Origin of the sequence: Psychrobacter sp. NPDC078501 (assembly GCF_044900935.1) — a bacterium.
Taxonomy (GTDB): Bacteria; Pseudomonadota; Gammaproteobacteria; order Pseudomonadales; family Moraxellaceae; genus Psychrobacter.
In genome coordinates this window covers 94,422-118,486 of the sequence record NZ_JBJDOS010000003.1, presented here as the reverse complement: position 1 = coordinate 118,486, position 24,065 = coordinate 94,422, and the positions used below count along the sequence as shown (strand labels likewise).

Sequence of the window (24,065 nt, the reverse complement as noted above, 5' to 3'; positions counted from 1 at the left end):
GCTAGTTAAGCACTCTTTAACTAGCCAGTAAATTAAATGATATCTGCTAATTTGGTGACTAGCATCTGCGTAATTTTAAGATTATCAGTCGCAATAATCTCAAATCGATAATTGGCATACTCAATCGTATCGGTCTTTTTAGGGATTTTTCGGAGCATATACATCATAAATCCACTGATAGTCTCGTAATTCTGACTGCGTGGTAAATCAACGATATCTAATGCACGAATCACATCTTCGATAGGGGTCATTCCATCGATTAACCACGAATTGTCAGTGCGCTGGACAATAGGTTGTTCCTCGAGCGTTACCAACTCACCCATCACAATGCTCATCACGTCTTTTAAGGTGATAACACCAACGACTAGGGCATATTCATTCACGATGACTGCAAAATCAGCGCCAGTAGATTTAAACATTTCTAATACTTCAAATAGAGATAAAGTATCAGGCACGAAAAGTGCTGGTTTCAATAGAGTCTTGTTCGTTAAGCTAACTTCTTGTTGGTTCAAAACCAACGCTAAAAAGCTACGAGATTCCACATAACCAACGATATGCTCTAAATCGTCATCATGGCAGACCAAGAACTTATTGTGTGGTTGCTCAATCATGATATTCACGACTTCTTCGGTACTTGTCTTGGTATCAAAATAAACGATATTTTCGCGAGGGTTCATTACTGAGGTGACGGTACGCTCCTGCATATCAAAGATGTTTTCGATCAAGTGATGCTCTTGCTTCTTTAGTACACCTGCTTCGGCACCAGCATCCATCACTGCATAAATATCTTCTGGTGTCATATCATCTTGACGTATGGTTGAGATGCCAAAAAGCTTAAACAGGATATTTGCGGCGCCATCGAACACCCATATAATAGGCTTTAGTATAAATATCAACAGCATCATTGGGCGTACGAGCCGTACCGCTATCGTCTCAGCATTTGACATGGCCAAACGCCTAGGCATTAGATCAGCAAGTAGTGAAAACAAACTCGTGATAAGTACAAATGATATAACTGATGCTATCGTTTCACTATTAAATAACTGCTCGAGATAAGGGCTGATGGCTGATTCACCCACGGCACCAGCTGAAATAGCGACCGCATTTAGCACTATTTGTACGACGGTGATAAAACTACCAGGGTGCTCTTGCATATTAAGGACATCAAGCGCGCGAACATCGCCTTCTTTTGCCATAATTTGGAGCTTGATTTTGCGGCCTGCAGCGATGGCAATCTCAGCAGCAGAGACAAAGGTGCTTAAGGCAAGCAGTAAAAGAAGAAAAACACTAGCGGTTAGCAAACTCATGACGTACTCGAAAAAAAATAAAGATAATTGAGGCAAAATAGTTAGTGAAACTGTGTGGAAAAGAATATGGTTAGGTGTAAAAATTTTTGGCGGATAAAAACCAAAAAAGCTGGGCAAGCACCCAGCTAATAGTAAAAATTCGATATCTTGTAGAACTGGCTAACTAGTACCTCTCAACTTATAGATAGTAGAAGTTGAGAGGTATGTAGTAATTAACCTTTGATTGACCACTTATTAACCAATGGATAACGGCGCTCACGTCCGAAAGCTTTGTGGCTAATCTTCGTACCGATAGGAGATTGCAAGCGTTTGTATTCGCTGTTGTCTACCATTTTGATGACTTTAGCGACCATCTCAGCATCGAAGCCTTTATCAATAATCTCTTGATAGCCCATATCTTCATCGATATATGACGTCAAGATACTATCTAACACATCGTAGTCAGGCAAGCTGTCTTGATCTTTTTGATCTGGACGTAATTCAGCTGATGGCGGACGAGTAATAACGCGCTCAGGAATAACAGGCGTATCTTCTAAACGGTTGCGATAGCTCGCTAATTTATATACTTGAGACTTATATACGTCTTTTAGTACGTCAAAGCCACCAGCCATGTCGCCATATAGTGTTGAGTAACCAACTGCCAATTCTGACTTGTTACCAGTCGTGATAACTAAATGCCCGAATTTATTAGACAAGGCCATCAAAATGACACCGCGAGCGCGCGCTTGGATGTTTTCTTCAGTAGTGTCCGCTGGCGACTTATTGAATAACGGCGCTAGCGTATGACGGATACCTTCGACAGCATCAAAAATAGGACAGACGGTATAAGAAACATTTAAGCGGCGCGCCTGTGCTTGAGCATCTTCTAGACTGATTTGAGAGGTGTACTCGTATGGCATCATGACTGCATATACCTTGTCAGCGCCTAACGCATCAACAGCGATACAAAGTGTCAATGCTGAGTCAATACCACCTGACAACCCGACAATAATGCCAGAGAATCCTGAGTGATTGACATAGTCGCGTAGACCGACGACTAACGCTTGATACATTTCAGACTCGCGGCTCAAGGTTAGAGGCGCTTTGGTCTGCTCGTTAAACTTCGCAGTTTTTACATCTAACGTGGCCAGTAGCAACTGGTTCATAAAGCGCGGCGCTTCATGAGCAATGCTGCCGTCAGCTTGTACAGCCATAGAGCCACCATCAAACACTAGATCGTCTTGTCCGCCCACTGCGTTGACATAGACGATAGGTAGCTTATTCTCACGGCTACGCTTGGCTAGCATGGTTTTGCGATTGTCTTGCTTTTCAATTTCAAAAGGTGAGGCGTTTAAGCTTACGATTAAATCAGCACCTTGTTTTTTAAGCTCAGAGATAGGACCTTTTTCCCACAAATCTTCACAGATAAGCAGACCAATAGTAATGCCTTTATAGTCAAATAAAACTTGATTACGACCTTTATCGAAATAGCGACGCTCATCAAATACGCCATAATTTGGCAAAATTTGCTTATGATAAAAGCCTTTTTGATGACCATTATGTAGGATGGCAGCAGAGTTAAAAGTACCGTGATGATCGACGTGCGGATAGCCGACAATCATGACGATATCATCAATATCACTCAAAGTAGATAAAGCGCTTTTAACACGGCCTGATAAGCTTGGGCGTAGCAATAAATCTTGTGGAGGGTAGCCTAGTAGCGCTAACTCTGGGAATACAATAACGTCAGCACCCTGTTCGCGTGCTTGTAATGCTAGGGTACGCATTTTTTCGACGTTGGTTGCGATATCACCGACCAAAAAATGTGATTGAGCTAAGGCAAAAGTGACAGTATCTTGTGGTTTATTGGTCTTACTGGCTTCGTTTGAGGTGTTAGAGTTGGGGTTATCAGTGTCTTTTGACATTGTTATTGTTCCTATCAATATATTATTAAAATTTGGTGTGTCTGTATTGATTTCAAATAAAATCAAAGTAAATCCGAAATTAACTCAAAACTGCGCTCTGGCATATCAAGCTCGAATATTGAGCTGATATGCTGAGTCTAAATCTCGTATAAGCCTTTATAAAAGACTTATGATTTTGCTCAAGTAACTCACTCTAAGTGATAGCGACACCCTAAAATTAGAACTTATGATAGTCTAAAAGAAGACGATATAAGCGGGTGTTGAAATCTGGCTCAGAGGATTCGATGTCTGTACGACGATGTAAATAAATATGTGCAAATAAACTTAACTACACTGAAAAGCTTAAAATAATTGCTTTAGTATAACATCAATTGTCGCGACAAATAGAACGCACCAGTGGATTCCCTTATAAGATAACAGTTTAAAAGCTGAACATAAAAGCAGTTTTCAATACATCATTTTTACACACTAAATTCATGCATTATGCGCTAGTCATTATCGTCGTCATCTAGTAAGCTTGCATAGACAAAGTTGTAAGTAAAGATTACAACAACGCGTTATATAATTCACACGCTTTATTGCATAATAAAGTGTGCTAACTGCATTTTTATTATTTTATCTATAATAATAAATGGCTATAAATTTGTAGTATGGAGCTGAACACAGTCACACTATTTAACTGTCATATTACTTAGTCTTCATGTGAATTTATAAGTCTGTAGCAATATAAGTCCGACACAATGATTTTTTGTACGACTCGCAACTCTCGCTAATGGATATGGCTTACAGACAGTGTCTAAGAGCTGATATTCATCACACATTTATAAACTCGCCAGCAAAACTATCGTTTGCTGTCCGCTTTTGGTTTATACGCTATGATTGAAAACTGGACAAAAGAATTTATTATTCAGCGCTTATTAGCAATTACGTTGCTAGTGGTGCTGTTCGTATTGTGTTTTCAAGTGGTGCAATTTTTTATTGTGCCTGCGCTGTGGGCAGCGATTTTGGCCTATGTAACTTTTCCTATTTATAATTTCTTCCATGAAAAGGTGAAGCTAAGCCCAGACTTTAGCGCCGCTATTATGACGGTGAGCATCTCACTGATAATAGGCGTGCCACTGGTCATCGGTGTGTTTATCTTGCAGCAAGAAGCTTTGAGTTTAATCAGTAATTTGATTTACCGTATCAAGGTAGGTTACTTAGATGTGCCTGACTCCCTCAAAGATTTGCCTATCATTGGTCAGCAAGTCAAAGACGTGCTATGGCGTATTAATAAAAATCCAGAAGGGACGCTAGAAGCTTTTCGCATCTGGGTTCAGTCGCATTTATATTATGGCAAAATAGCATTCGATGTGGTGTTCAGTAGTTTGGCCAAACTCGGTATGGCATTAATGACGCTCTTCTTCTTTTACCGAGATGGCACTAGTCTGGTTCGGCAGATTCGTCAAGCGCTGCGTAACATTATCGGCAATCGCATCGATGGCTATATTGACTCTGTGGGTACAACTACGCGTGCCGTGGTATACGGCATCGGGCTGACGGCGTTGGCTCAGGCTTTATTGGCTGGTATCGGCTATTACTTTGCTGGTGCACCAAGTCCTATCTTATTGACCATTGTCACGTTTATTATTGCCTTGATTCCCTTTGGCACACCATTCGTTTGGGGCGGTGTATCGATTTGGCTGTTGAGCCAAGGACATACTGCAGAAGGTATTGGCTTGGCACTATGGGGTGTATTGGTGATTAGCTGGGTGGATAATTTGATTCGTCCTATCGTCATTAGCGGCGCGACCAAAATTCCTTTTATCATTATTTTTATTGGTGTACTGGGTGGTCTAACAGCGTTTGGCTTTGTCGGTTTGTTTATCGGGCCTGTCGTGTTGGCTATTGGGCTTGCGGTATGGCGCGAGTGGATATCGCAGCATAAGAATGAGATATTTGCTCAGCAAGAGGTGATGCTTTCTGACTCCCGTGCGATAGATCCCGTGCACGAACCAGAATAATGAGTCGCTAGCAAACATGACGTAAAAAATTATTGATAGAGATGATGGCAAATGATAAATAAGAATATGGCAGAATCGACGAGTAATAAGACCGATAAATTAAGTACAATTAAAAATATCATTATTTTAGCGGATAGCAACATCGCCAGTCTTAATGATTTTTTTAATGACTCTACGCTTGGTCAGCTGACTGAGCATACGGTTGATATCATCACTGTCGCTGGTCGAGATATCGATGCAGCGCTACTTGCCGATGTGCAGCCAGATGTGCTGCTGATACGCTCTGTGACGAAAGTAAACGAAGCGCTATTGGTTAATAATAACAGTGTACAGTTTATTGGGTCTGCGACTATTGGGACCGACCATGTAGATCAAGATTACCTAGCGTCTCGCAATATCACTTTCGCCAATGCGGCTGGTTGTAGCAAGCATTCTGTGGCTCAATATGTATTAACGGCTATCTTAACTTTGCGTCCACAGTATTGGCAGCAGTCGGCGTCATTAACATTAGGCATCATTGGTCTTGGTAATATCGGTAGTACACTTGCTCAATATGCCTATGATTTGGGTTGGCAGGTGCTAGGTTATGATCCCTTGTTGCCAGCCTCTAAAACTAATAATGCTAGCTTGGAGCAGGTACTTAGCCAAAGTGACGTGGTTAGTCTGCATGTGCCTTTAACCAATGAAAAGAATGCGACGAATCCTAAAGGTAGTGATTACCCAACACGTCATCTTATCAACGCAGCTGCATTAGCAATGATGCCTGCTGATACAATGCTGATTAATAGTGCGCGCGGGCCTGTAATTGAGGAAAGTGCGCTTGAAACAGACATTGAGCGTACTGGACGTCAAGTGGTGCTAGATGTGTTTGAGCATGAGCCAAAGATTGCAGTAAGCTTGCTATCCAAACTTGCTATTGCCACACCGCATATCGCTGGCTATACGCTAGAAGGTAAGCTACGTGGCACACAAATCATTTATGATGCCTTGTGTGAAAAATTATCGATACCTCCCACTCAATCTATGTCCAATCTGCTACCGCTAAATATGTTCTTATGGTCTGAACTAAAATCACATTCAGACAGACTGCCAAAGTTTTATGACATTATGCAGGATGATACCTCGTTGCGAAATAAAGCAGTGGATGGGCAAGTAAATGGTGCTGACTTTGACGGTCTGAGACGTGATTACCACTTGCGCCGTGAGTGGCAGTTTTAATTAAACAAGATACTTAGCAACCAATTATTCATCAGTCGCAGTAGAGCCCAATGACTCAAGCAAACAACATTTCTTCGCAGCTTATTAATTCTAAGCCTAGCTATGCACCAACCATGACACTTGCGATGGCACAACAACGCGCGCAATTTATCAGTAGTATTCGGCAGTTTTTTACCAGTCGACAAGTGCTGGAAGTGCAGACACCGCTATTATCCCAAGCAGGCAATACAGACACTTTTTTGCAGTCTGTAGCAGCTCATGTGACCTATCAAGACCGTCCACGCACTTATTATTTGCATACCTCGCCTGAGTTTGCGATGAAGCGTTTATTAGCCAGCTGGCAAGTACCTATTTATCAGATTTGTCCTGTCTTTCGTGATAACGAAATAGGCACGCGTCATAATATTGAATTTACGATGCTTGAATGGTATCAACCGAATTATAGTTTGGACGAGATGGCAACTGAGCTTAATGAATTGTTGGAGGCACTTTATGGTCATTCTGTTGTGATGAGTCATTATCGCTATGTCGATGCTTTTATGGATTATGTTGGCATCCATCCGTTGACAGCGAGTTTAACTGCATTGCAAGCTGTAGCAGAAGATATAGGTTTGACAGGATTTGACTTTAATAATGCTGATGATAGCGAAGAAAACCGTCGCCAAAGCTGGTTGGATTTGTTATTCAGTCATGCTGTAGAGCCAAGCCTAGGTCATGATTTACCGACATTAATTATAGAGTATCCACCTGCGACCGCTGCGTTAGCGAAGACCGCTATGGACAAAGACGGTAATAAAATTGCTAAGCGTTTTGAGCTATACATTAACGGCATTGAGATTGCCAATGCTTATGATGAGCTGGCAGATGGTCAAGCATTGCGTGACCGTTTTGAACAGGACAATCAATTACGTGCGCGTCATAACTTACCTCAAATGCCAATCGATGAGCATCTATTAGCCGCATCCAATGATTTGATGCCATGTAGCGGTATTGCAGTCGGTATGGATAGATTGCTAATGGTTTTAACAGGTGCAAGCAGCTTGGAAGAAGTTATTTCTTTCCCCAGTGGGCAAGCATGATTGAAAGAGCTTTTTTCGATTAGTTGTAATCTAAATATATAATAAAAAGGTCGTTGCCGATTTACCAATTAGATATTGGCGAATCGACAACGATCTTTTGTATTGGCTGCTTCTAAAATTTAGCAGACACAACCACCTCTGCTAATACTAAATCTACTTATACCGTAGCAACTGCTTCATTAATATCAATGTCGCCATTGTGTAGATTGAAGACTTTGCCTACCGTGTTATCTGCGGTTAGCACCGCGGCTAGCGTTGTCGCTACATCTTCGATTGCATTCTCACCAGAACTTGTATCATTAATAGTGATTTTGCCGGTACCAGCGCGTTCTTTTAGGGCGCCTGGCTGTACGATAGTGTAATCAAGTGAGCTGTTGTTCACTAACCAGTGATCGGCGTAGTGTTTAGAGATATAGTATTCTTTTAGATCTGCAATACCAGGGTTTTCATCCCATTTGTCAGTTTCTAATGAAAAGACCGAACTCAGCATAATATAACGTTTGATACCTTTATCTTGTGCAGCCTGCATCGTTTTTACCGCACCGTGCAAGTCAACTTCTAAGACGTTTTTACCACCAGACCCTGCAACAAAGTAAACAGCCTCGATATCCTGATTCAGTTGTTTTTCAATAGACTCTTTACTGGCTGTAATGTCTAAATCTAGCTGGGTGTAATTGTCATTATCAAATAGTTTTTCTTTCTGACGAGTCGTGCCAATAACTTGATGGTCATCAGCCAATAACTGCTTAACCAAATCACCGCCCACTCGACCACTTGCACCAACGACTAAAATTTTCATAATCATTCCTATTCTTATTTAAATTCTATTGTTTGAATTATTCAGTAAGTTTGTTTATCTTAAAAACCGAATATAGAGTAACAAAGATAGATAGCACGCTTCGTTATAAAGCGTGCTGATTGAATAGTGTTTGGTTATAGAGTGTATACAGTTTGCAAGGAAGCAAACGTTGGCTAGATAATGTTACTTACTAGAAGACAAAATGGGTAAGCGTCAGATAGAGCGATAAAAAGCACTAACGAACCAAGCGATTAAGCCCGTCAGCAAAGGCTTTTTTATCTCGATCACCGTAGGGCTTTTGCCCGCTCATTTCTTGCAACTCTAGGACACCAGTACCGCGCATGGTGTCCATAAAGTCGCGCATATTGAGCTTTTGCTTGATGTTGTTCTTATCGTAGACCACGCCGCGCGTCGTTAGTACCATACCACCTTTGTCCAAAATGTCATTGGCCAAAGGGATATCGCTAGTAATAGCCAAGTCACCAGTCTGTATCTGTTCAACGATATAATCATCAGCTTTGTCGAATCCTGATGGTACGACAGTCATAACAAGTAAGGGCGACTTGCGTAGCTTAATCGGCTGATTGGCCACAAATATTGCCATGGTCTTGGTACGTTCAGCCGTCTTAATAATCAAATCTTTGGCAATCAATGGTACCGAGTCTGCGTCCACCCAAATTTGCATTATTTTTTAGCCTTCTCAGGTTTTGATGGGGTAGTAGTCAGGCTGTCTTTATTGTCTAGGTCATCAGCTTTGGCATCATTTTGAATACTGTTCTGAGCACTGTTTTTAGCATTACTCTTAGTATCGACGTCTGCTTTACTAGGCTGAGTATCCACGCTTGCATATTCTTTATCTAGACCAACCTTGTTTGGCAAGATAGCAACCAATTTTGTCATAGCAGGCTCTAAATCTGTCACGTCATTAGGCATCAAGGTGATATGAGCAATCTTGCGATCGTCACGCTCAGCCTTATGATAGCTATGGTAATGAGCGCCATCGATGTTTAGCACTGCACTAATATCAGGATATTGACCTAGCACATTTACCATAATCGCAGGATGCACGTTATCTGTATCGCCTAATGGCAAGTTAACCACAGCACGGATATGATTCTCAAACTGACTAGTAATAGAGCCTTCGATACTCCAGTGCCCAGAGTTGTGTACCCGTGGTGCGATCTCATTTGCTAGTATCGCGTTATGACCACGAGCATCTTTGGTGACGAATAATTCAAGCGCCATAACGCCGACATAGTCCAAATGATTCATGACTTTGGTGATAGCGTCTGTTGCTTGTTGGAACAGGTGACTCGTGCCAACAGCAGGTGCTTGAGTTTTGGCCAAAATACCATGGTGATGATGATTTTCGACCAAATCGTAACAGCGTACCTGACCATTTTGCGCTCTTGCTGCAATGATAGACACTTCACGGCTAAAGTTAATAAAACCTTCAGCAATTAACGGCGCAGGTGTTGGCGTTAGTGAGCCTTTACCACTGACCGCGTCCTTTAAATCTAGCCAAGCAGCTTTAATATCACTGTCTTGCTTGATAACGAACTGTCCTTTGCCATCGTAACCACCTCGGCTGGTTTTTAGAACGATAGGCAGTCCTAACTCTTTACAAGCGTGCTTGAGCTCAGCTTCAGAATTGACTTCCATAAATGGCACGGTTGCGATATCAAGCGTGTTGAACATCTGCTTTTCTTTAAGACGATCTTGAGCGATATCAAGCGCAATCAGTGGTGGGAACATACCTTGCTTGCTGCCAGATTTTGACAAGCTAACCAGTTGCTCGACCGTAGACGTTGGCGTGTTTTCAAACTCTAACGTAAAGACATCCGCTGCTGCGATAAAGTCTTCTAATTGATCGCTATGAAAGACACGACCGTATAAGCTGGCAGGGCATTCTGGATTGTCTTCTAAGAATACGCATTGGTAACCCAATGGCATAGCGGCTTCGGCAAGCATCATACCAAGCTGACCACCGCCTAAAATACCGATGGTACGAATGGTTTGGGTAACAGGATAAGCGTTTGCTGTAGTCATGGCAGGCTCTTTGAATAAAAGTGAATAAGGTGTTTGGTCTATTAAAATCTAAAACTCAATGGGTGAAAATAGGAAAAGGTGCACTGTATGCACCTTATCTCTACTCGGAATTGCTTAAAAATATACAGTAATAGCTTCAATCGTTAAGCCTTCAATCTAAAAACTCTGCTATTTATATTTACCTAAGGATTGATAATACCTGGTGTTGGGCTAGCGAGAATGGTCTCAGTCTGGGACTGGCGCATCTGATCGAGCTTAGTAGCAATCGTATCATCATGCAATGCTAATACTTGAATTGCAAGTAGGGCGGCGTTATAAGCACCAGCAGCACCAATCGCTAGAGTACCAACAGCGACGCCTTTAGGCATTTGTACAATAGACAGTAGACTATCCCAACCGCTCAGCATAGATGACTTTACGGGGACACCAAAGACAGGTAGCGGCGTTTGACTGGCACACATACCCGGTAGATGAGCGGCACCGCCTGCACCAGCGATGATCACTTGTAGACCATTATCTTTTGCGTTTTTGGCATAATCAAATAATCTATCAGGCGTACGGTGTGCAGAGACCACTTCACAATCAAAAGCAATGTCAAAGTCTGCAAGCAATTGCGCAGCAGCACTCATAGTTGCCCAGTCAGACTGCGAACCCATGATAATGCCAACTTTTGGCTGACCGGCAGGGGAGGTGATTGGACCGTTCTGGTTAGCAGCAGTATTCGTGGTGCTCATGATTGGATATCCTCAAAAAGACCATCATACAAAAATTTTGCTACACTCGTAAAGCCAAGTTTGACTTTTAATACTGGTATGGCGCTAATTGTATTGATATCACGATTTTATATATGTTTTTCATCGTGATAATGCTGAACAAAGTGATTGGCTGTCAATGGTAATGGTTGTTCGGTATCCAGTTGATAGCATGTTAGATAGCCGCTATCCACTGCAGCAGAGTAGTCGGTACAGGCAACTTGTGGACTGAGTGGCTCAGGGGCGCCAGTGAGCCAATAGTGCCCAACGAACACAGGTTTATGAGTTTTTAGCGCAAACTCAATATTTTCAGCCAACGCATCAGGCGGTATCTGCGCCAATGCGGACGATGGAGCACGAGACACTTCACGCAGGGTACGTGTATTTAACTCATCTAGCCACCAGCGTACTCGTACTCGTGTACGCTCGGTACCTTCTTTATCTACCATCACAATGCCATCAGGCAAGCCTGTTTCAACCCCTTTTAACACCCGCTCCAAAGCGTCAAAGGCAACGGTATTTTCTTTAGCCGTTGCGATTAGGCCTGCTGGAGTCAGACAGTTATCGTTAGTCAGAAGAGGCTTTAGTATTGCCATGCTATCTGTATCCCAACAAGCATGTACAAAACACGCATAGTCGGTCTCAATCCATAATGGAATTTCGTATAGACGCTGCAACCAGTACTCATGTTGCTCTGAGCCAAATGGTATCTCTGCCAAAAACGCCTCGTGTTGGCGTCTGTGGATATCATTGTGCGAGCGTAAATACTGGCTAGTATTATCAGGATCGCGCGTGGCATATGCCAACGCATTATATTCATGGTTGCCCATCACTGCATCGGCAACATCGGCATCTAGCATCGCAAAAACAATCTCTAGCGTGGCTAGTTGCTGCGAACCACGATCGATCAAATCACCGATGAACAAGGCCCTATGACCTGTTGGTGGCACGAAATGCTGACCGTTATGCTCATAGCCTAACTGATGCAGTAGGCCGACCAGTTTGTCTGCATAACCATGTATATCACCGATGATATCTATAATCATAATGTATTACTAAATCTCAAATGTAGAAGTGTACCCTGCGCAAAATAGAGTTTATAAAGTATAGCTGTCTTTAAAGTGCTAGCTTTACTATACGTAAAAATGTCTAAAATCCTGGTGATAGCAACGCATTGATAAAATGCGGTAGTACTTTTGGTTCTAAAACAATCGTAGCTATAACGCCGAATGCGCCGCCCCACATATGAGCCATATGATTGATGTTTGAACCACCGCGTCGATCCGCATAGATACTATAAAATATATAAGCCACGGCAAATAGTATCGCAGGAATAGGAATCACGGCAAATAGATAAATTCTCTCCCATGGTGCTAGCAGAATAAAAGCAAATAACACAGCCGATACACCGCCTGATGCGCCTAAACTCAAATAACTGGCGTTGTTCTTATTTTTCACGTAACTTGGAATCATGGCAACGATAATTGCCAACACATAAAAAACCACAAAACCGTAGCCGAATAAAAACGGCTGATATAGTCCTTCGATAGCACGCCCAAAGAAATACAAAGTAAACATATTAAAGAGCAAATGCATACTATCAGCATGAATAAAGCCGTGGGTCACAAAGCGATCCCACTGCCCATTGTTGACTGCTGGCGGGTAAAAAATCAGTCGATTAAATAGCGTCTTGTTTTGCCAAGCCAATAAGCTGACAATAACGGTAATAATGATAATAAGCGTCGTATGGTTTAACAAAGGAAAATCCTTAGGCCGTGCCTGATATGTGACAATGTTACAAATGACAAGCTACAAATGACAATATTCAAAGCCTAAGCGTTACGGCTGAGTAAAAAATAAGTTTGACGTCTGATCCGTATTAAGTACTAACCATTAGCAATAGACTAATACTAACAGCAGTTGCGATAACGCGAATACCTATTGTGTGACAAAACGATGCTTTTTTATGCGGTTATAGTGAATAATGTAGCAGTGTACCATGCAACATAAGTGAAACTTTTAAAGCAAGGTTAAAGACGAGAGTAGTGTTCATTCATCCGCGCTGCAATAAATCTTTTAGACAAAGAAGCAAAATACACAAGTGACATGGATAAAAATAAAATAAGTGCTCAATTTTGCACATTCAAATAAGGCTGATAGAGGCAGTGGAATATGAACATTATTGACCAGCTAGAACAAACGGTAACCCCAGCTGTAATGGGTAATGATGACAGCAATAATGTCGCCTATGTCAGTTTACTTGAGCAGTTTTATGCTGTTTTGGCCGCGCGCCTAGCTGTGCCACAAGTTTACTCACAGTTGCTGCGTACTGATCAAGTAATTACTAGCAGCAATAATGACAGCCCTTTATTTGAACAAATATGGCAAGATAAAATCCTGCAAGAGACTATTGTGCAAGAGTTGTCAGTCACCCATCACATTGATGAACAGACAACTGAGCAACTACTAATTAGCGCTACCCCATTGGCATATCGTGAGCTAAAAGTATTGGCCAATGGGCAGTTTTTGCCAGCATTTCTACAAGACAAACAGGCTGCTTTACGATCATATTTGCCTATCTGGGCAGAAGCTGTGATTACTGCTACTCAAGGCGTTAGTCAGCAAATACAAAGAAGCTTTGGTTCAGATGATGACCATGTGCCAGTATATGTGCCAGTAAGTGACGACATATCGAATAGACTTGACGACTCTACTTTAGATACTGGCATAGCTGGCATAGTCGCACCAATAACAAATAATGATGCAGAAAGTATAGAGCAAATATCAACTGCTGAGCGTGCAAACACTGAAGCATTAGATGACAATACGATTGCCAGTAGCGATGCTATTCATGCCAATCCAGCAGCTTATCATCTGGCAGAAAACAGTAATTTGAAGCGTGCACAGGTGCGCACTCGTAATCAACGAAACGATCTACTAATACGCGTATTTTTATTAATAGTAGCTTTGGCTGCGCTTGCCCTAGCAGCATGGGCATTGTTAGTGAAACCCAATAATGAAATACCAGTAGAACCTGTGGCCGCAGCACCTGTTGAACCACCGCCAGCACCCGTGCCTCCTGTAACAACAACGACTCCTGTTGAGCTTATTGTCGGTGTAGACAACGGCGGTAATTTGTACACTTGTAGTGCGACCGTTGGCGATGCTGCACTGCAAAGCACGTTGCAACAGGCACTTAATACAAGTTTTGGCGAGCAGGCAAGTATTTGTGAATTAAACATACAGGATGGAGTAGCAACCACAATCGCTAATATGCCTGCAGAGACACTGCCCAATGTCTTGACGATGCTGAGATCAACACCATTTGCACGTTTGCATGTGCAAAACGACCGTCTCATTCTGGAGGCGCCAGACAATATACTGCTACAAAAACTGGTCACAGAAGTACGCAACTTAGTACCAGCGATGGTAGTCGAGAGTACAGCGCCACTGCCATTGCCTGATAATAGTAATATTGGTGATGCTACGAATAACATGGCAAACGCAAATAATCAGTTTGTAGATGATGGGGCGGGGATTAATAATCAATTCAACAACAATGGGGTAAATAGTAACTCTGGCGAGTACCAAGCATCAGATGATGATACTGGAGACCGTGTGATACCAACTCCTTTGCCTAACAATAATAGCTTTAATAATGCGCCCAACAATCTACCTACTAATGGCGCGAGTAATATTCCCAATAACTTTCCTTCGAATAATCAAACGACCAGACCGCCAGGACCTTTTTCACCTTCAGAAGTAGATGAGATGGCAAACACGGTTATCGTTGCTGAACCAGCTCAAGTTAGATAGTTTTTATAAGGCACGCTTTTTTATATGGCCTATGATTTCATGTAGCTTGGCTACAGTTACGTGTGCCAACCGAAACATTACTTACTGTATCATTTGCACAACAACGTACAGACTGTGAATAGCAGCTTAAGAATTTTATAATAATCAAAACCAAACAAAGTAGTTTGATGAATTTATCGCCACCATGACTACTACTATGATGATTTAATACAAAAGAATGATACAGCTGCTTTTTGAGTGAACGAATAATATAAATAAAAATTAAGGGGAGAGCCATATTATGGATATTATTAGCCATTTGACACGCACCGTCAGCCCAGCCGTATTGGAAGATGACCGTAGCCCAGCTAAGAAAAATCTATTAGAGCAGTTTTATGCCATTTTTGCTGCTCGTCTTGCAGACAATGATACTTTTAGTCGCTTCGCTAATGAAAACATCGCCCGCGATGACAACGCTTTTTATGACCGTGTATGGACAGAAGGAGCACACCGCGACCAAATTTCTCGTGAACTGGCAGGTAAACACAACGTCGATGCAACTGCCTCGCGTGGTTTGATTGCGATGGCAGCGCCATTGGCTTTTCATGAGATCAAAAGCTTAGCAGGTACCACGCCCGTTCCACAATTTTTGAATGACAACCTGAACAGTTACCAGCATCATATCCCTGCATGGGCGGGTACTGTTTTGCCTGCTAGTGCAGTCGCTGCCACTTCTACTACGGCTAGCACACCGATTTCTGATACCACCAGTACAGCGCCATTGCAAAAAGAAGAAGAGCCAAAAGAGAGTTTTATGAAAGCGCTGCTACCTATTATTGGTTTGATTATCTTGGGTGCATTGGCTTGGGCACTACTCAGAGGCTGTCAAGAAAACCCTGAACCTGTAGCAACGCCAGCGGCTACAGTGCAGCAAGGGGCACAAGGTAATGAGGCACTAGCGGTTGCAGGCGCGATTGAGCCTGCATCACTGAGTATCGCAACTGGTGAAAATAGCGAGCTGTATGCTTGTCGTATGAGCGTAGGTGATGAGACGTTACAAACCAATGTTATGAATGCTTTGACTGGTGCATTTGGTGACGAAGCCAATAAATGCCGTGCTGACGTTGATGATAATTTTGCAGTAGATATGCCAGCATCTGCTCAACTGGCGACGATATTACCAATTATCAAAAATGTACCGAATGCGAGCATGATTATCAAAGGCGATAACATCACTGTCAACGCTCCTGATAAAGCTGCGTTGGACAAGTTGGTTGCTGACCTACAAGCAGCTGCTCCTGCCATGACGGTTCAAGCTGAAGGTCCATTAGATTTACAAGGCGAGATTGATGATAGTCTAGCTGCTGCAGATGTGGCGATGACCAATCTAGGTGAAAACCCAGATCCACGTGATGTTGCTCGCGCTTTAAGTATTCAGGTGATTAACTTCCAAGTAGATGAAGCGGTTATACCTGAAGTCAATAAGGCGCTGCTAGACCGTGCTGCAGAAATCATCAACAACGTACCTGATATGGAGCTGATGATTGTCGGTCATACGGACAGTCAAGCCTCTGATACCTATAATATGGAGCTGTCTCAGGAGCGTGCTGAGTCAGTGAAAGCGTACCTAGTGTCTAAAGGGGTTGATGCCAGTAAACTAACCACCAAAGGCATGGGCGAATCAGAACCAATCGCGGATAATTCAACCGAACAAGGTCGCTTCCGCAATCGCCGTATTGAATTTATGGTCAATGACGAAGTGGTCAGCGCCAATGATGGCATGATGATAAACAGTGATTCGCTAGATCCAGATATGAACCCATTAGATAGTAACAACGACGATTTGTTACCAGATGACGATGATGCTACCCAAGGTACTGCGGTAGACCCAACCAATTAATCTATTTGTTCTTATTTTGATTATAGTTACGCAGTAGTAGTTAAATGACAAAAACCGCATCTTATAAAGGTGCGGTTTTTTCGTATGCTGCTTGATGATAGTTAAGTAAGCTATTACTTATACAGAGTAGGATCTGTTGATTCTTTGGCAATTTGAGCATCAGCTTGCGCATTAAAAAAAGTCTGAGTAATATTTTGCTTGGCTTGCTGCCAGTATTCAAACTGCTGGCAGGTAGATTCAAGATCGCCTTGCCATGTTGGGATGTTGCCGCGCATGGTTTTGATACGTTGCTGGTTAGGGTAAGGCAGATCTTGCGCAGCTTTGGCAGCCTCATGAGCAGCCACACGGTCGTTGCACACGAGAGCAATATCACAACCAGCATCAATGGCCGCTTTTACGCGGGCACTGACATCACCAGCCGCCTTTGCACCTGCCATCGATAAATCATCAGAGAATAATACCCCATCAAATTTAAGCTCATCTCGAATGATATCTTGTAGCCAAATTTTAGAGAATCCTGCTGGCTTGTCGTCTACTTGCGAAAATATCACGTGTGCTGGCATAAGAGCGTCCAGACTATGTAGCGTTTGAGCAAAAGGTTGCATGTCGCTACTGATAATCTCATCCAAGCTACGCGTATCGATGGCTTCTGATACGTGAGAGTCAGGAGCGATGGCACCATGACCGGGAAAGTGTTTACCAGTAGTGGCCATACCAGCGGCTTTCATTCCGCGCATAAACTGTGTTGCAAGCGCAGTGATGGCTTGCGGCTCATGATGAAAGCTGCGATCACCGATAACTTGGCTAATACCATCTCTATCTAGTACGGGTGCAAAGCTCAAATCGATCCCTACAGCCAACACCTCGGCTGCCATCAGATAACCGCAATCGTAGGCACAGCTGAGTGCTTGGCTCGGGTCTTGATTGAATAGCTCACCCAATCGACCCATAGCAGGTAGGGGCGTGAAACCTTCACGTAGCCTCGCGACTCGTCCACCTTCTTGGTCCACACCGATAAGTATGTCTTGATTGTGATAACGTATATCGTCGCACAGTGCTCTGACTTGGGACGCATCTGTGACGTTACGACCAAACAATATTACTCCGCCGACCTGTGCTTGTTCAATCAAACTGACATCTTCAGCGGTCAAAGCGGTACTATCGATATCTATCATTAAAACGCCGTACATCGTGTGTTCCTTATTATTTTATATATGGTTATATTATGAGGGTGAATGATTATCTATGGCTATCTTATTATGACAGCTATTATTAATTGAGCATAATGTGGTCGATTATTGGGGTCAAATCAATTTTCTAATAGCCAGTAGGTTCAGTCATCAAATCGATGTTGATAGCCCTCAATTACTATGTATGATAAAAATGCTAGAAAGTTTGGTATGTACAGGTGTAGCGTGTAAGATTGCTTATACAGTTTGAGACAGTTCAGTATTTATGCGCATGATAATATTGATTGATTTTTGACTATATATCAGTATTTAATGATGCATAAAGTATAAGAATAAAACACAGCATTTATAGGTCATAACAGATTCGAGCATTTCTAATTCTGATGAATTACCCAATACTATTAACTTCAAATAACTAGGTACATATGATGAAAAAACAACCAGCACAGTGGTTACTCAGTGCAGCGTCAGTGGGCATCGCCGGTATTATCTTAACCCAAAGCTACGGTACCGCAGTCGCCGAGACCAATACGGGAAGTTTCGTTCAGACCCCTGAGCAAAAGGTCACCACCCGTCAAGTAGCCGCCTTGCTGGATCGCAGTCATTATCTCAATCAGCCTTTAGATAGCAAGACCGGTAGCGAAATCCTATCAATGTATATCGATAGCCTTGACCCAAACCATACGTTATTTTTGCAATCTGATGTCGACGAGCTGAAGAATAAACACGCTGAAGACTTTGGTGCTCGCCTAAAACAAGGTGATCTATCTGCAGGGGTAGAGGTGTTTGATCGTTACCGCAAACGCTCAAACGAGTACTTTGCGATGGCCACCAAGATGCTCAAAACAGATATTGATTTGACAGGTAACGACACAATCATTCTTGATCGCGAAAAACTCGGCCATTTTAAAACCAAAAAAGAGCAGCGCGATTACTGGGAACGTCAGTTAAAGTTTCAGTTGATGAGCATTACCCTCGGTCAAGAAGACGAAAAAGCCAAAGAGAAAGTATTTTTAAGCAATCCAGATATCACACGTGGACAAGACTTGGTACGTAACGATGAGCGTACGCCAAATGAAATTTTACAAAATCGTTTGTCGCGTCAACAAGAGCAGTTTAAGCGTCTCAAAGATGATGAAATCATGGAAACCATCTTAAATACGGCTATGCTCACTTATGACCCGCACAGTAATTACTATGCACCGATTCAAGCGACTGAATTGCAAATCCAGTCTAGTCTTCAATTAGAGGGCATAGGTGTCTCTATTCGTCCAGATCGCAAAAATCCAGACTATACTCGTATTGTGACTTTGGTCGATGGTGGTCCAGCCGCCAAGTCAGGTCAAATCAAGCCCAATGATTTGATTGTTGGTATCGCAAAAGATGGTGAAACCATGACGGACGTGGTTGGTTGGTCAACGCGTGAAATTGTCAGCTTGATTCGAGGAAAACGCGGTACATCGGTCACACTGAAATTACGTCAACCTAACACGCCGGATGCTAGCGCCCGTACAGTCACAGTGGTACGAGACATCATTCAGCAAGAAGAGTCAGGCGTCACTCAGCGAGTGGTAGAAGTGCAGCGTCCTAATATTGATAAGACACCAAAGCGTATTGGCGTACTTGAGATACCAAGCTTTTATTTAAACTATCGTGCGCGTCGTAACGGAGAAGACTACCGTAGCGTCAGTATCGATACTGAAAAAGCACTAAAAGAGTTGAATAAACAAAATATCGATGGCCTAGTGGTGGATTTGCGCAATAACCCTGGTGGCTCATTAGATGAAGTTGCTAAGATGTTAGGTTTCTTTATCAAGAGTGGACCATTAGTACAGATTCGTGATAATCGCGGCAATATTCAAGTGTATCGCGACAATGATGGTGGTGAGCAGTTGTATGATGGCAAAATGTCAGTCATTACCAATTTAGCATCGGCCTCAGCCAGTGAAATCTTTGCCGCTGCTATTCAAGACTATGGTCGCGGATTGGTAGTTGGTAGTACGACAACTGGTAAAGGCTCTGCGCAGATTCAGCTCGATAGCTTAGCTTTAGGCTCTGCCACCTTAACTCAGCGTAAGTTTTATCGTGTCACTGGCGGTAGTACGCAAAATAAAGGTGTCGTACCAGACGTTGAGTTAGTCAATATCTATGATGATGCAACCTTTGGCGAGCGCGCTCAGAAAAAAGCATTACCTTGGGATACGATCAGAACGGCGCCTTACAAGCCTGAAGGGAAGTTTACCAGTGATACGTTGGCGACGCTCAATCAACAGTCTAAGATTCGCCAACAGAAAGACCCGCAATTTACTTATCTGTCGACGCTAAATGATATTCGTAACATGGATGATGAAAAGAAACCTGTTCGTTTAGATATCAATAGCCGCCGAGCTAAAATGCAGCTAATTGAAAAACGCTCATTAGAAGCAGAAAACAAGCGCCTTATCGCAACTGGCGAGCGTCCGTACTCTAACTGGAACACTTATCAGGCAGCGATGGACGCAAAATTTGAAGAGCGTAGCCGTATGAAAGCAGTTGAACGTCCAGAGTTACCAGAGGATGAAGCATTTATCAATGAGGCAGCTTACCTAATGCTTAGCGCTGAACCTAAGACGATGCTTAGCCCTGAAGAGAAGCTATAATGTGAAGTTATTATAGCGTTACGTAATCTATGTAAGCATATGCTTACATAGATTGACGTTTAGACCTCTTACCAACGAAGGGTCAATCTGCGATTATAACTGTACGGCACGATTGAACGAAACGGTTCATTGATACTAGGGATTGGTATCTTAAAGGTCGCACTAGGGATAAGTAGTTTGCTGATTAAGGATGATAAGGCTGGATGCCTGTCAGTTATGAGATGCCCCGGGATTAGGTATCACGTAACGCTAACATGGATGGTTGGTAATAAAAGCCGCATGACGCTTGTCGTTATGCGGCTTTGTTACGTCTGGAAACTAGTAATTTTTATGGCGGATTTTCTAAGTAGATAGTATTCAAGTTGAGCCGCACTGTATACTGAATTAGCACTTAGTTTATGGGTGAGCATATTTATATTAATTTAAAATTCACCATGAAATAAGCACAAAAAAGGCCAGTAACCTTATCGGCTACTGGCCTTTTATATTAGAGAATAAATTTAATAATTTATCATCTAACTATTGTCACTATACTCTAGAAGAGATTAGTGCTCAACGCCGCCTGCACCATGTACATGGCCATGGTTTAGTTCGTCTTCAGTTGCTGCACGTACTTCTTGGATTTCAACATCAAATGTCAAACGCTTGCCAGCCAATGGATGGTTTGCATCAACAGTAACTTCTTGATCGTTTACAGCAGTCACAGTAACCAACATTACTTGGCCGCCAGCTTCTGACTGGAACTGCATACCAGGCTGAATGTCATCAACGCCTTGGAAGTTGTCACGTGGTACGTGCTGTACTGCTTGCTCTTGGTATTCGCCGTAGCCATCAGCAGGTTCAACGACTGCATTAACTTTTTCGCCAGCAGACTTACCTTCTAATTGTGCTTCTAAGCCTGGGATAATGTTGCTGTGACCATGTAGATAAGCAAGTGGCTGACCTTCTGGTGACTGGTCAAGGATATTGCCTTCGTCGTCTTTTAGTGTGTAATTGAATTTGACGGCAGTGTCTTTTGCGATAGTAGTCATAAAATATCCTAAATATATCTATGTAAAAAATTAAATACGGTTGCAATAAACCTAAAAAAGCCAATCTGCAAGCCAAAAGGCCACGTCATTAGTCAATTATCATCAGTTTATTAAAGTAACTTTAGCAGTTAGCATCTTTAATTGAGATGGCCCACAAAACTTTCAAGGCAAAAAACATAAAAAATGCCAATTAATGCCACAATTTACAATAATAACTGCTATTTTCTATAGTTAATGCATAGCTATTGGCTATTCATGGTTTGGGAGTTGCTTTTTTAGAGTAGGACTTCTAGCATAATTATAAAAATAAGGATGAGAGAGACGATGACTGCATTTGCCAATACCACTACTAAACAACCAGCGAGCAATGTTTCAACCAATCTTGATGATACTAAGGCTAAAACGATAGCTGATATAAGCTATCAATTTGATTTTGCCCGTTTCTTTGAACATTTGGTCGATGTATCATTAAGCTTTACAGCAGTATCCGACGCTCCGCAGCTTTGGTTGCCAGCATGGATACCAGGCAGTTATCTGATGCGCGAGTTTGCTCGGAACATCACTGCGGTACTTTATCAAATAGTAGAGGCTCAAACAGCGGATAATGACGAGCAGCCAGAGACTTATCGCGCGCAGAAAATAGACAAAAATACATGGCAGCTGCCAGCGGTGCAAGCAGGGCAGACGGTCATCGTCGAGTACGAAGTCTATTGCTATGACCTGTCTGTGCGTACGGCCTACGTCGATCAGCAACGACTTTATGGCAATTTCACTTCACTTGCGCTCGCCATCGAAGGGCAAGAGCAAGCACCTGCCCAAGTTAGCTTAATCGTTCCTGAGACATTTTTTGTAGACAAAGAAAGTAGCAGAGTACTGTTAGCCTGTGGTTTGGACGCTACGCACCTGCATTTTGATCAGCAGCAAAAAGGCAGTCAGCAAGCGAATAGTCAGCACATTTATAAGTTACAGGCAGCTAATTATCACGAGCTGATTGATTATCCATTCGAAATCGCGGAGCAAGAAAAGTTTGATTTTATTATTCATGATAATGAGCATCAGACGCTACATCATAGCTTTTACCTGTCAGGTAAGCAGAATGCTAACCTAGGTCGATTGCAGCAAGATATTACTCAGATTTGTCAGACCTACGTAGATTGGTTAGGCGATGCGCCGTTTGACGATTATACTTTTATGACCTTTGCCAGTGGTCAAGACTATGGTGGGCTTGAGCATATTAACTCTACTAGCCTTATCACCCCGCGCAATGACTTACCCAGCACCAATGAGCCAAAGTTACCAAGTACAAATTATCAGCGATTTTTAGGATTATGTAGTCATGAGTATTTTCACTCATGGTGGGTGAAGACGGTACGTCCTGATGTCATGATCGATGTCGATTTACGACGTGAGGCATTTACGCCATTACTTTGGGTATTCGAAGGGTTTACGTCTTATATCGATGATTTTATGTTGCAAGCGTCAGGTGTGATTGATAAAGCCAATTATCTGCGACTGCTAGCCGAGCAAATCAATCGCTACTATCAAACCCCAGGGCGTGGCAATCAAAGCGTTGCAGAGTCGAGCTTTGATGCTTGGATTAAGCTGTATCGTACCGATGAAAATACAGGCAATGCGGGTATAAGCTACTATAATAAGGGCGCGTTGGTAGCTCTATGTCTGGATCTAATCTTACTCAAAAATAGCGACGGTCGTTATCGTTTATTTGATGTGATCAAAGCTTTTTATACTCAAGCTAAGCAGAACGACAGTAAGCGAATTGGTATCAGTAGTGCCGATATGGGCTCCGTCATTGAGCAGTTTATGCCGCTAGCAGAATGGGAAGATTTTGAGCGCCGTTATGTCAACGGGGTAGAAGAGCTGCCAATTGAAGCGTTGCTAATTGCAAACGGTGTCAAAATACAGGCGAATACTAAAGAAACGGCTGACAAGCATGTGCCTTGGGGTATGCGATGTAACGAAACGCCAGCTGGGCTCAAAGTCAATCGTGTGATGCGAGATAGTCTGGCGGCTAGAGCTGGTATTTCAGCGCATGACATCATCATCGCGATTGACGGCATCAAAGCAGATACGAAACAACTTACCACTTTGGTTAATACAGCGCACCCTGTTGAATGTTATTTGTTCCGCCGTGATGAGCTGATGTGTGTTCAGGTTCAACCCGAAACGACAACTAAAGTGAAGCCGCAAGATGAGACAACTGGCATGACTGGAGCAGTACCTCCTCATAAAGTAAGCCTACGCTTAGCAAAAGCAGATAAGACTCTAGAGAATGATAATGAGCAATTAAAAGGTGAGGCAGGTTGGGAGACATGGCTTAATGTTATGAAACGGTAGCCTCGATGCTATATAAAAAACCCTTCCATATAAAAAACCCTCTT

The 24,065-nt window shown here is 42.6% G+C and carries 17 protein-coding genes; 7 read left to right on the top strand and 10 right to left on the bottom strand.

Going from position 1 to position 24,065, the window contains the following annotated elements; all coding sequences use genetic code 11:
* Positions 1 to 32: 32 nt before the first annotated feature.
* The gene (locus ACI2IW_RS06280; protein ID WP_404693060.1) at positions 33 to 1,307 is read right to left on the bottom strand and encodes a hemolysin family protein; all 1,275 of its coding nucleotides are present in this window, start codon (positions 1,305 to 1,307) and stop codon (positions 33 to 35) included.
* Between the two features lie 212 nt (positions 1,308 to 1,519).
* Positions 1,520 to 3,211 (bottom strand): NAD+ synthase, encoded by a 1,692-nt coding sequence (locus tag ACI2IW_RS06275; RefSeq protein WP_404693059.1) that lies wholly within the window; start codon positions 3,209 to 3,211, stop codon positions 1,520 to 1,522.
* Positions 3,212 to 4,086: 875 nt separating this feature from the next.
* Here ACI2IW_RS06275 and ACI2IW_RS06270 point away from each other — a divergent pair.
* The 3 genes from ACI2IW_RS06270 to epmA all read left to right on the top strand — a co-directional run bounded on the left by ACI2IW_RS06270 (position 4,087) and on the right by epmA (position 7,511).
* Complete coding sequence (locus tag ACI2IW_RS06270; protein ID WP_201548554.1) at positions 4,087 to 5,214, top strand: AI-2E family transporter; 1,128 nt, start codon at positions 4,087 to 4,089, stop codon at positions 5,212 to 5,214.
* A gap of 108 nt (positions 5,215 to 5,322) precedes the next feature.
* Positions 5,323 to 6,432: a 4-phosphoerythronate dehydrogenase gene (locus ACI2IW_RS06265; RefSeq protein ID WP_404693320.1), complete on the top strand. Its 1,110-nt coding sequence runs from the start codon at positions 5,323 to 5,325 to the stop codon at positions 6,430 to 6,432.
* 50 nt (positions 6,433 to 6,482) lie between these two features.
* Positions 6,483 to 7,511, top strand: a complete 1,029-nt coding sequence (epmA, locus tag ACI2IW_RS06260; protein WP_404693058.1) for an EF-P lysine aminoacylase EpmA — start codon at positions 6,483 to 6,485, stop codon at positions 7,509 to 7,511.
* Positions 7,512 to 7,668: 157 nt separating this feature from the next.
* On the opposite strand, the gene ACI2IW_RS06255 is transcribed toward epmA, so the two are convergent.
* From ACI2IW_RS06255 to ACI2IW_RS06230, 6 genes are all read right to left on the bottom strand, one after another.
* Positions 7,669 to 8,310, bottom strand: coding sequence for an NAD(P)H-binding protein (locus tag ACI2IW_RS06255; RefSeq protein WP_404693057.1), 642 nt, complete (start codon positions 8,308 to 8,310; stop codon positions 7,669 to 7,671).
* Between the two features lie 235 nt (positions 8,311 to 8,545).
* On the bottom strand, positions 8,546 to 8,995 hold the full coding sequence (locus ACI2IW_RS06250; protein WP_201568371.1) for a DUF188 domain-containing protein: 450 nt from the start codon (positions 8,993 to 8,995) through the stop codon (positions 8,546 to 8,548).
* Positions 8,995 to 10,359, bottom strand: a complete 1,365-nt coding sequence (locus tag ACI2IW_RS06245) for a 5-(carboxyamino)imidazole ribonucleotide synthase (protein WP_404693056.1) — start codon at positions 10,357 to 10,359, stop codon at positions 8,995 to 8,997. The genes ACI2IW_RS06250 and ACI2IW_RS06245 overlap by 1 nt, the downstream gene beginning before the upstream one ends.
* 182 nt (positions 10,360 to 10,541) lie before the next feature.
* Positions 10,542 to 11,093, bottom strand: coding sequence for a 5-(carboxyamino)imidazole ribonucleotide mutase (purE, locus tag ACI2IW_RS06240; protein ID WP_404693055.1), 552 nt, complete (start codon positions 11,091 to 11,093; stop codon positions 10,542 to 10,544).
* Between the two features lie 107 nt (positions 11,094 to 11,200).
* Positions 11,201 to 12,157: a metallophosphoesterase gene (locus tag ACI2IW_RS06235; RefSeq protein ID WP_404693054.1), complete on the bottom strand. Its 957-nt coding sequence runs from the start codon at positions 12,155 to 12,157 to the stop codon at positions 11,201 to 11,203.
* A gap of 103 nt (positions 12,158 to 12,260) precedes the next feature.
* Positions 12,261 to 12,869, bottom strand: coding sequence for a rhomboid family intramembrane serine protease (locus tag ACI2IW_RS06230; protein WP_165598370.1), 609 nt, complete (start codon positions 12,867 to 12,869; stop codon positions 12,261 to 12,263).
* 414 nt (positions 12,870 to 13,283) lie between these two features.
* Here ACI2IW_RS06230 and ACI2IW_RS06225 point away from each other — a divergent pair, with 414 nt between their 5' ends.
* Both ACI2IW_RS06225 and ACI2IW_RS06220 read left to right on the top strand, forming a co-directional pair.
* Positions 13,284 to 14,927 (top strand): hypothetical protein, encoded by a 1,644-nt coding sequence (locus ACI2IW_RS06225; protein WP_404693053.1) that lies wholly within the window; start codon positions 13,284 to 13,286, stop codon positions 14,925 to 14,927.
* 280 nt (positions 14,928 to 15,207) lie between these two features.
* On the top strand, positions 15,208 to 16,806 hold the full coding sequence (locus tag ACI2IW_RS06220) for an OmpA family protein (protein ID WP_404693052.1): 1,599 nt from the start codon (positions 15,208 to 15,210) through the stop codon (positions 16,804 to 16,806).
* 113 nt (positions 16,807 to 16,919) lie between these two features.
* On the opposite strand, the gene nagZ is transcribed toward ACI2IW_RS06220, so the two are convergent.
* Positions 16,920 to 17,996, bottom strand: a complete 1,077-nt coding sequence (gene nagZ / locus ACI2IW_RS06215) for a beta-N-acetylhexosaminidase (protein WP_404693051.1) — start codon at positions 17,994 to 17,996, stop codon at positions 16,920 to 16,922.
* Between the two features lie 428 nt (positions 17,997 to 18,424).
* On the opposite strand from nagZ, the gene ACI2IW_RS06210 reads away from it, so the two are divergent.
* On the top strand, positions 18,425 to 20,635 hold the full coding sequence (locus ACI2IW_RS06210) for a carboxy terminal-processing peptidase (protein ID WP_404693319.1): 2,211 nt from the start codon (positions 18,425 to 18,427) through the stop codon (positions 20,633 to 20,635).
* A gap of 545 nt (positions 20,636 to 21,180) precedes the next feature.
* Here ACI2IW_RS06210 and ACI2IW_RS06205 read toward each other — a convergent pair.
* Positions 21,181 to 21,666: a peptidylprolyl isomerase gene (locus ACI2IW_RS06205; RefSeq protein ID WP_057758283.1), complete on the bottom strand. Its 486-nt coding sequence runs from the start codon at positions 21,664 to 21,666 to the stop codon at positions 21,181 to 21,183.
* A gap of 324 nt (positions 21,667 to 21,990) precedes the next feature.
* Here ACI2IW_RS06205 and ACI2IW_RS06200 point away from each other — a divergent pair, with 324 nt between their 5' ends.
* Positions 21,991 to 24,021, top strand: a complete 2,031-nt coding sequence (locus ACI2IW_RS06200; protein WP_404693050.1) for a M61 family metallopeptidase — start codon at positions 21,991 to 21,993, stop codon at positions 24,019 to 24,021.
* Positions 24,022 to 24,065: the final 44 nt, after the last annotated feature.

Coding starts and splice junctions, on each gene's coding strand:
- ACI2IW_RS06280 (WP_404693060.1), bottom strand. CDS start 1,307: ATGAGTTTGCTAACCGCTAGTGTTTTTCTTCTTTTACTGCTTGCCTTA.
- ACI2IW_RS06275 (WP_404693059.1), bottom strand. CDS start 3,211: ATGTCAAAAGACACTGATAACCCCAACTCTAACACCTCAAACGAAGCC.
- ACI2IW_RS06270 (WP_201548554.1), top strand. CDS start 4,087: ATGATTGAAAACTGGACAAAAGAATTTATTATTCAGCGCTTATTAGCA.
- epmA (WP_404693058.1), top strand. CDS start 6,483: ATGACTCAAGCAAACAACATTTCTTCGCAGCTTATTAATTCTAAGCCT.
- ACI2IW_RS06255 (WP_404693057.1), bottom strand. CDS start 8,310: ATGAAAATTTTAGTCGTTGGTGCAAGTGGTCGAGTGGGCGGTGATTTG.
- ACI2IW_RS06250 (WP_201568371.1), bottom strand. CDS start 8,995: ATGCAAATTTGGGTGGACGCAGACTCGGTACCATTGATTGCCAAAGAT.
- ACI2IW_RS06245 (WP_404693056.1), bottom strand. CDS start 10,359: ATGACTACAGCAAACGCTTATCCTGTTACCCAAACCATTCGTACCATC.
- purE (WP_404693055.1), bottom strand. CDS start 11,093: ATGAGCACCACGAATACTGCTGCTAACCAGAACGGTCCAATCACCTCC.
- ACI2IW_RS06235 (WP_404693054.1), bottom strand. CDS start 12,157: ATGATTATAGATATCATCGGTGATATACATGGTTATGCAGACAAACTG.
- ACI2IW_RS06225 (WP_404693053.1), top strand. CDS start 13,284: ATGAACATTATTGACCAGCTAGAACAAACGGTAACCCCAGCTGTAATG.
- ACI2IW_RS06220 (WP_404693052.1), top strand. CDS start 15,208: ATGGATATTATTAGCCATTTGACACGCACCGTCAGCCCAGCCGTATTG.
- nagZ (WP_404693051.1), bottom strand. CDS start 17,996: ATGTACGGCGTTTTAATGATAGATATCGATAGTACCGCTTTGACCGCT.
- ACI2IW_RS06210 (WP_404693319.1), top strand. CDS start 18,425: ATGAAAAAACAACCAGCACAGTGGTTACTCAGTGCAGCGTCAGTGGGC.
- ACI2IW_RS06205 (WP_057758283.1), bottom strand. CDS start 21,666: ATGACTACTATCGCAAAAGACACTGCCGTCAAATTCAATTACACACTA.
- ACI2IW_RS06200 (WP_404693050.1), top strand. CDS start 21,991: ATGACTGCATTTGCCAATACCACTACTAAACAACCAGCGAGCAATGTT.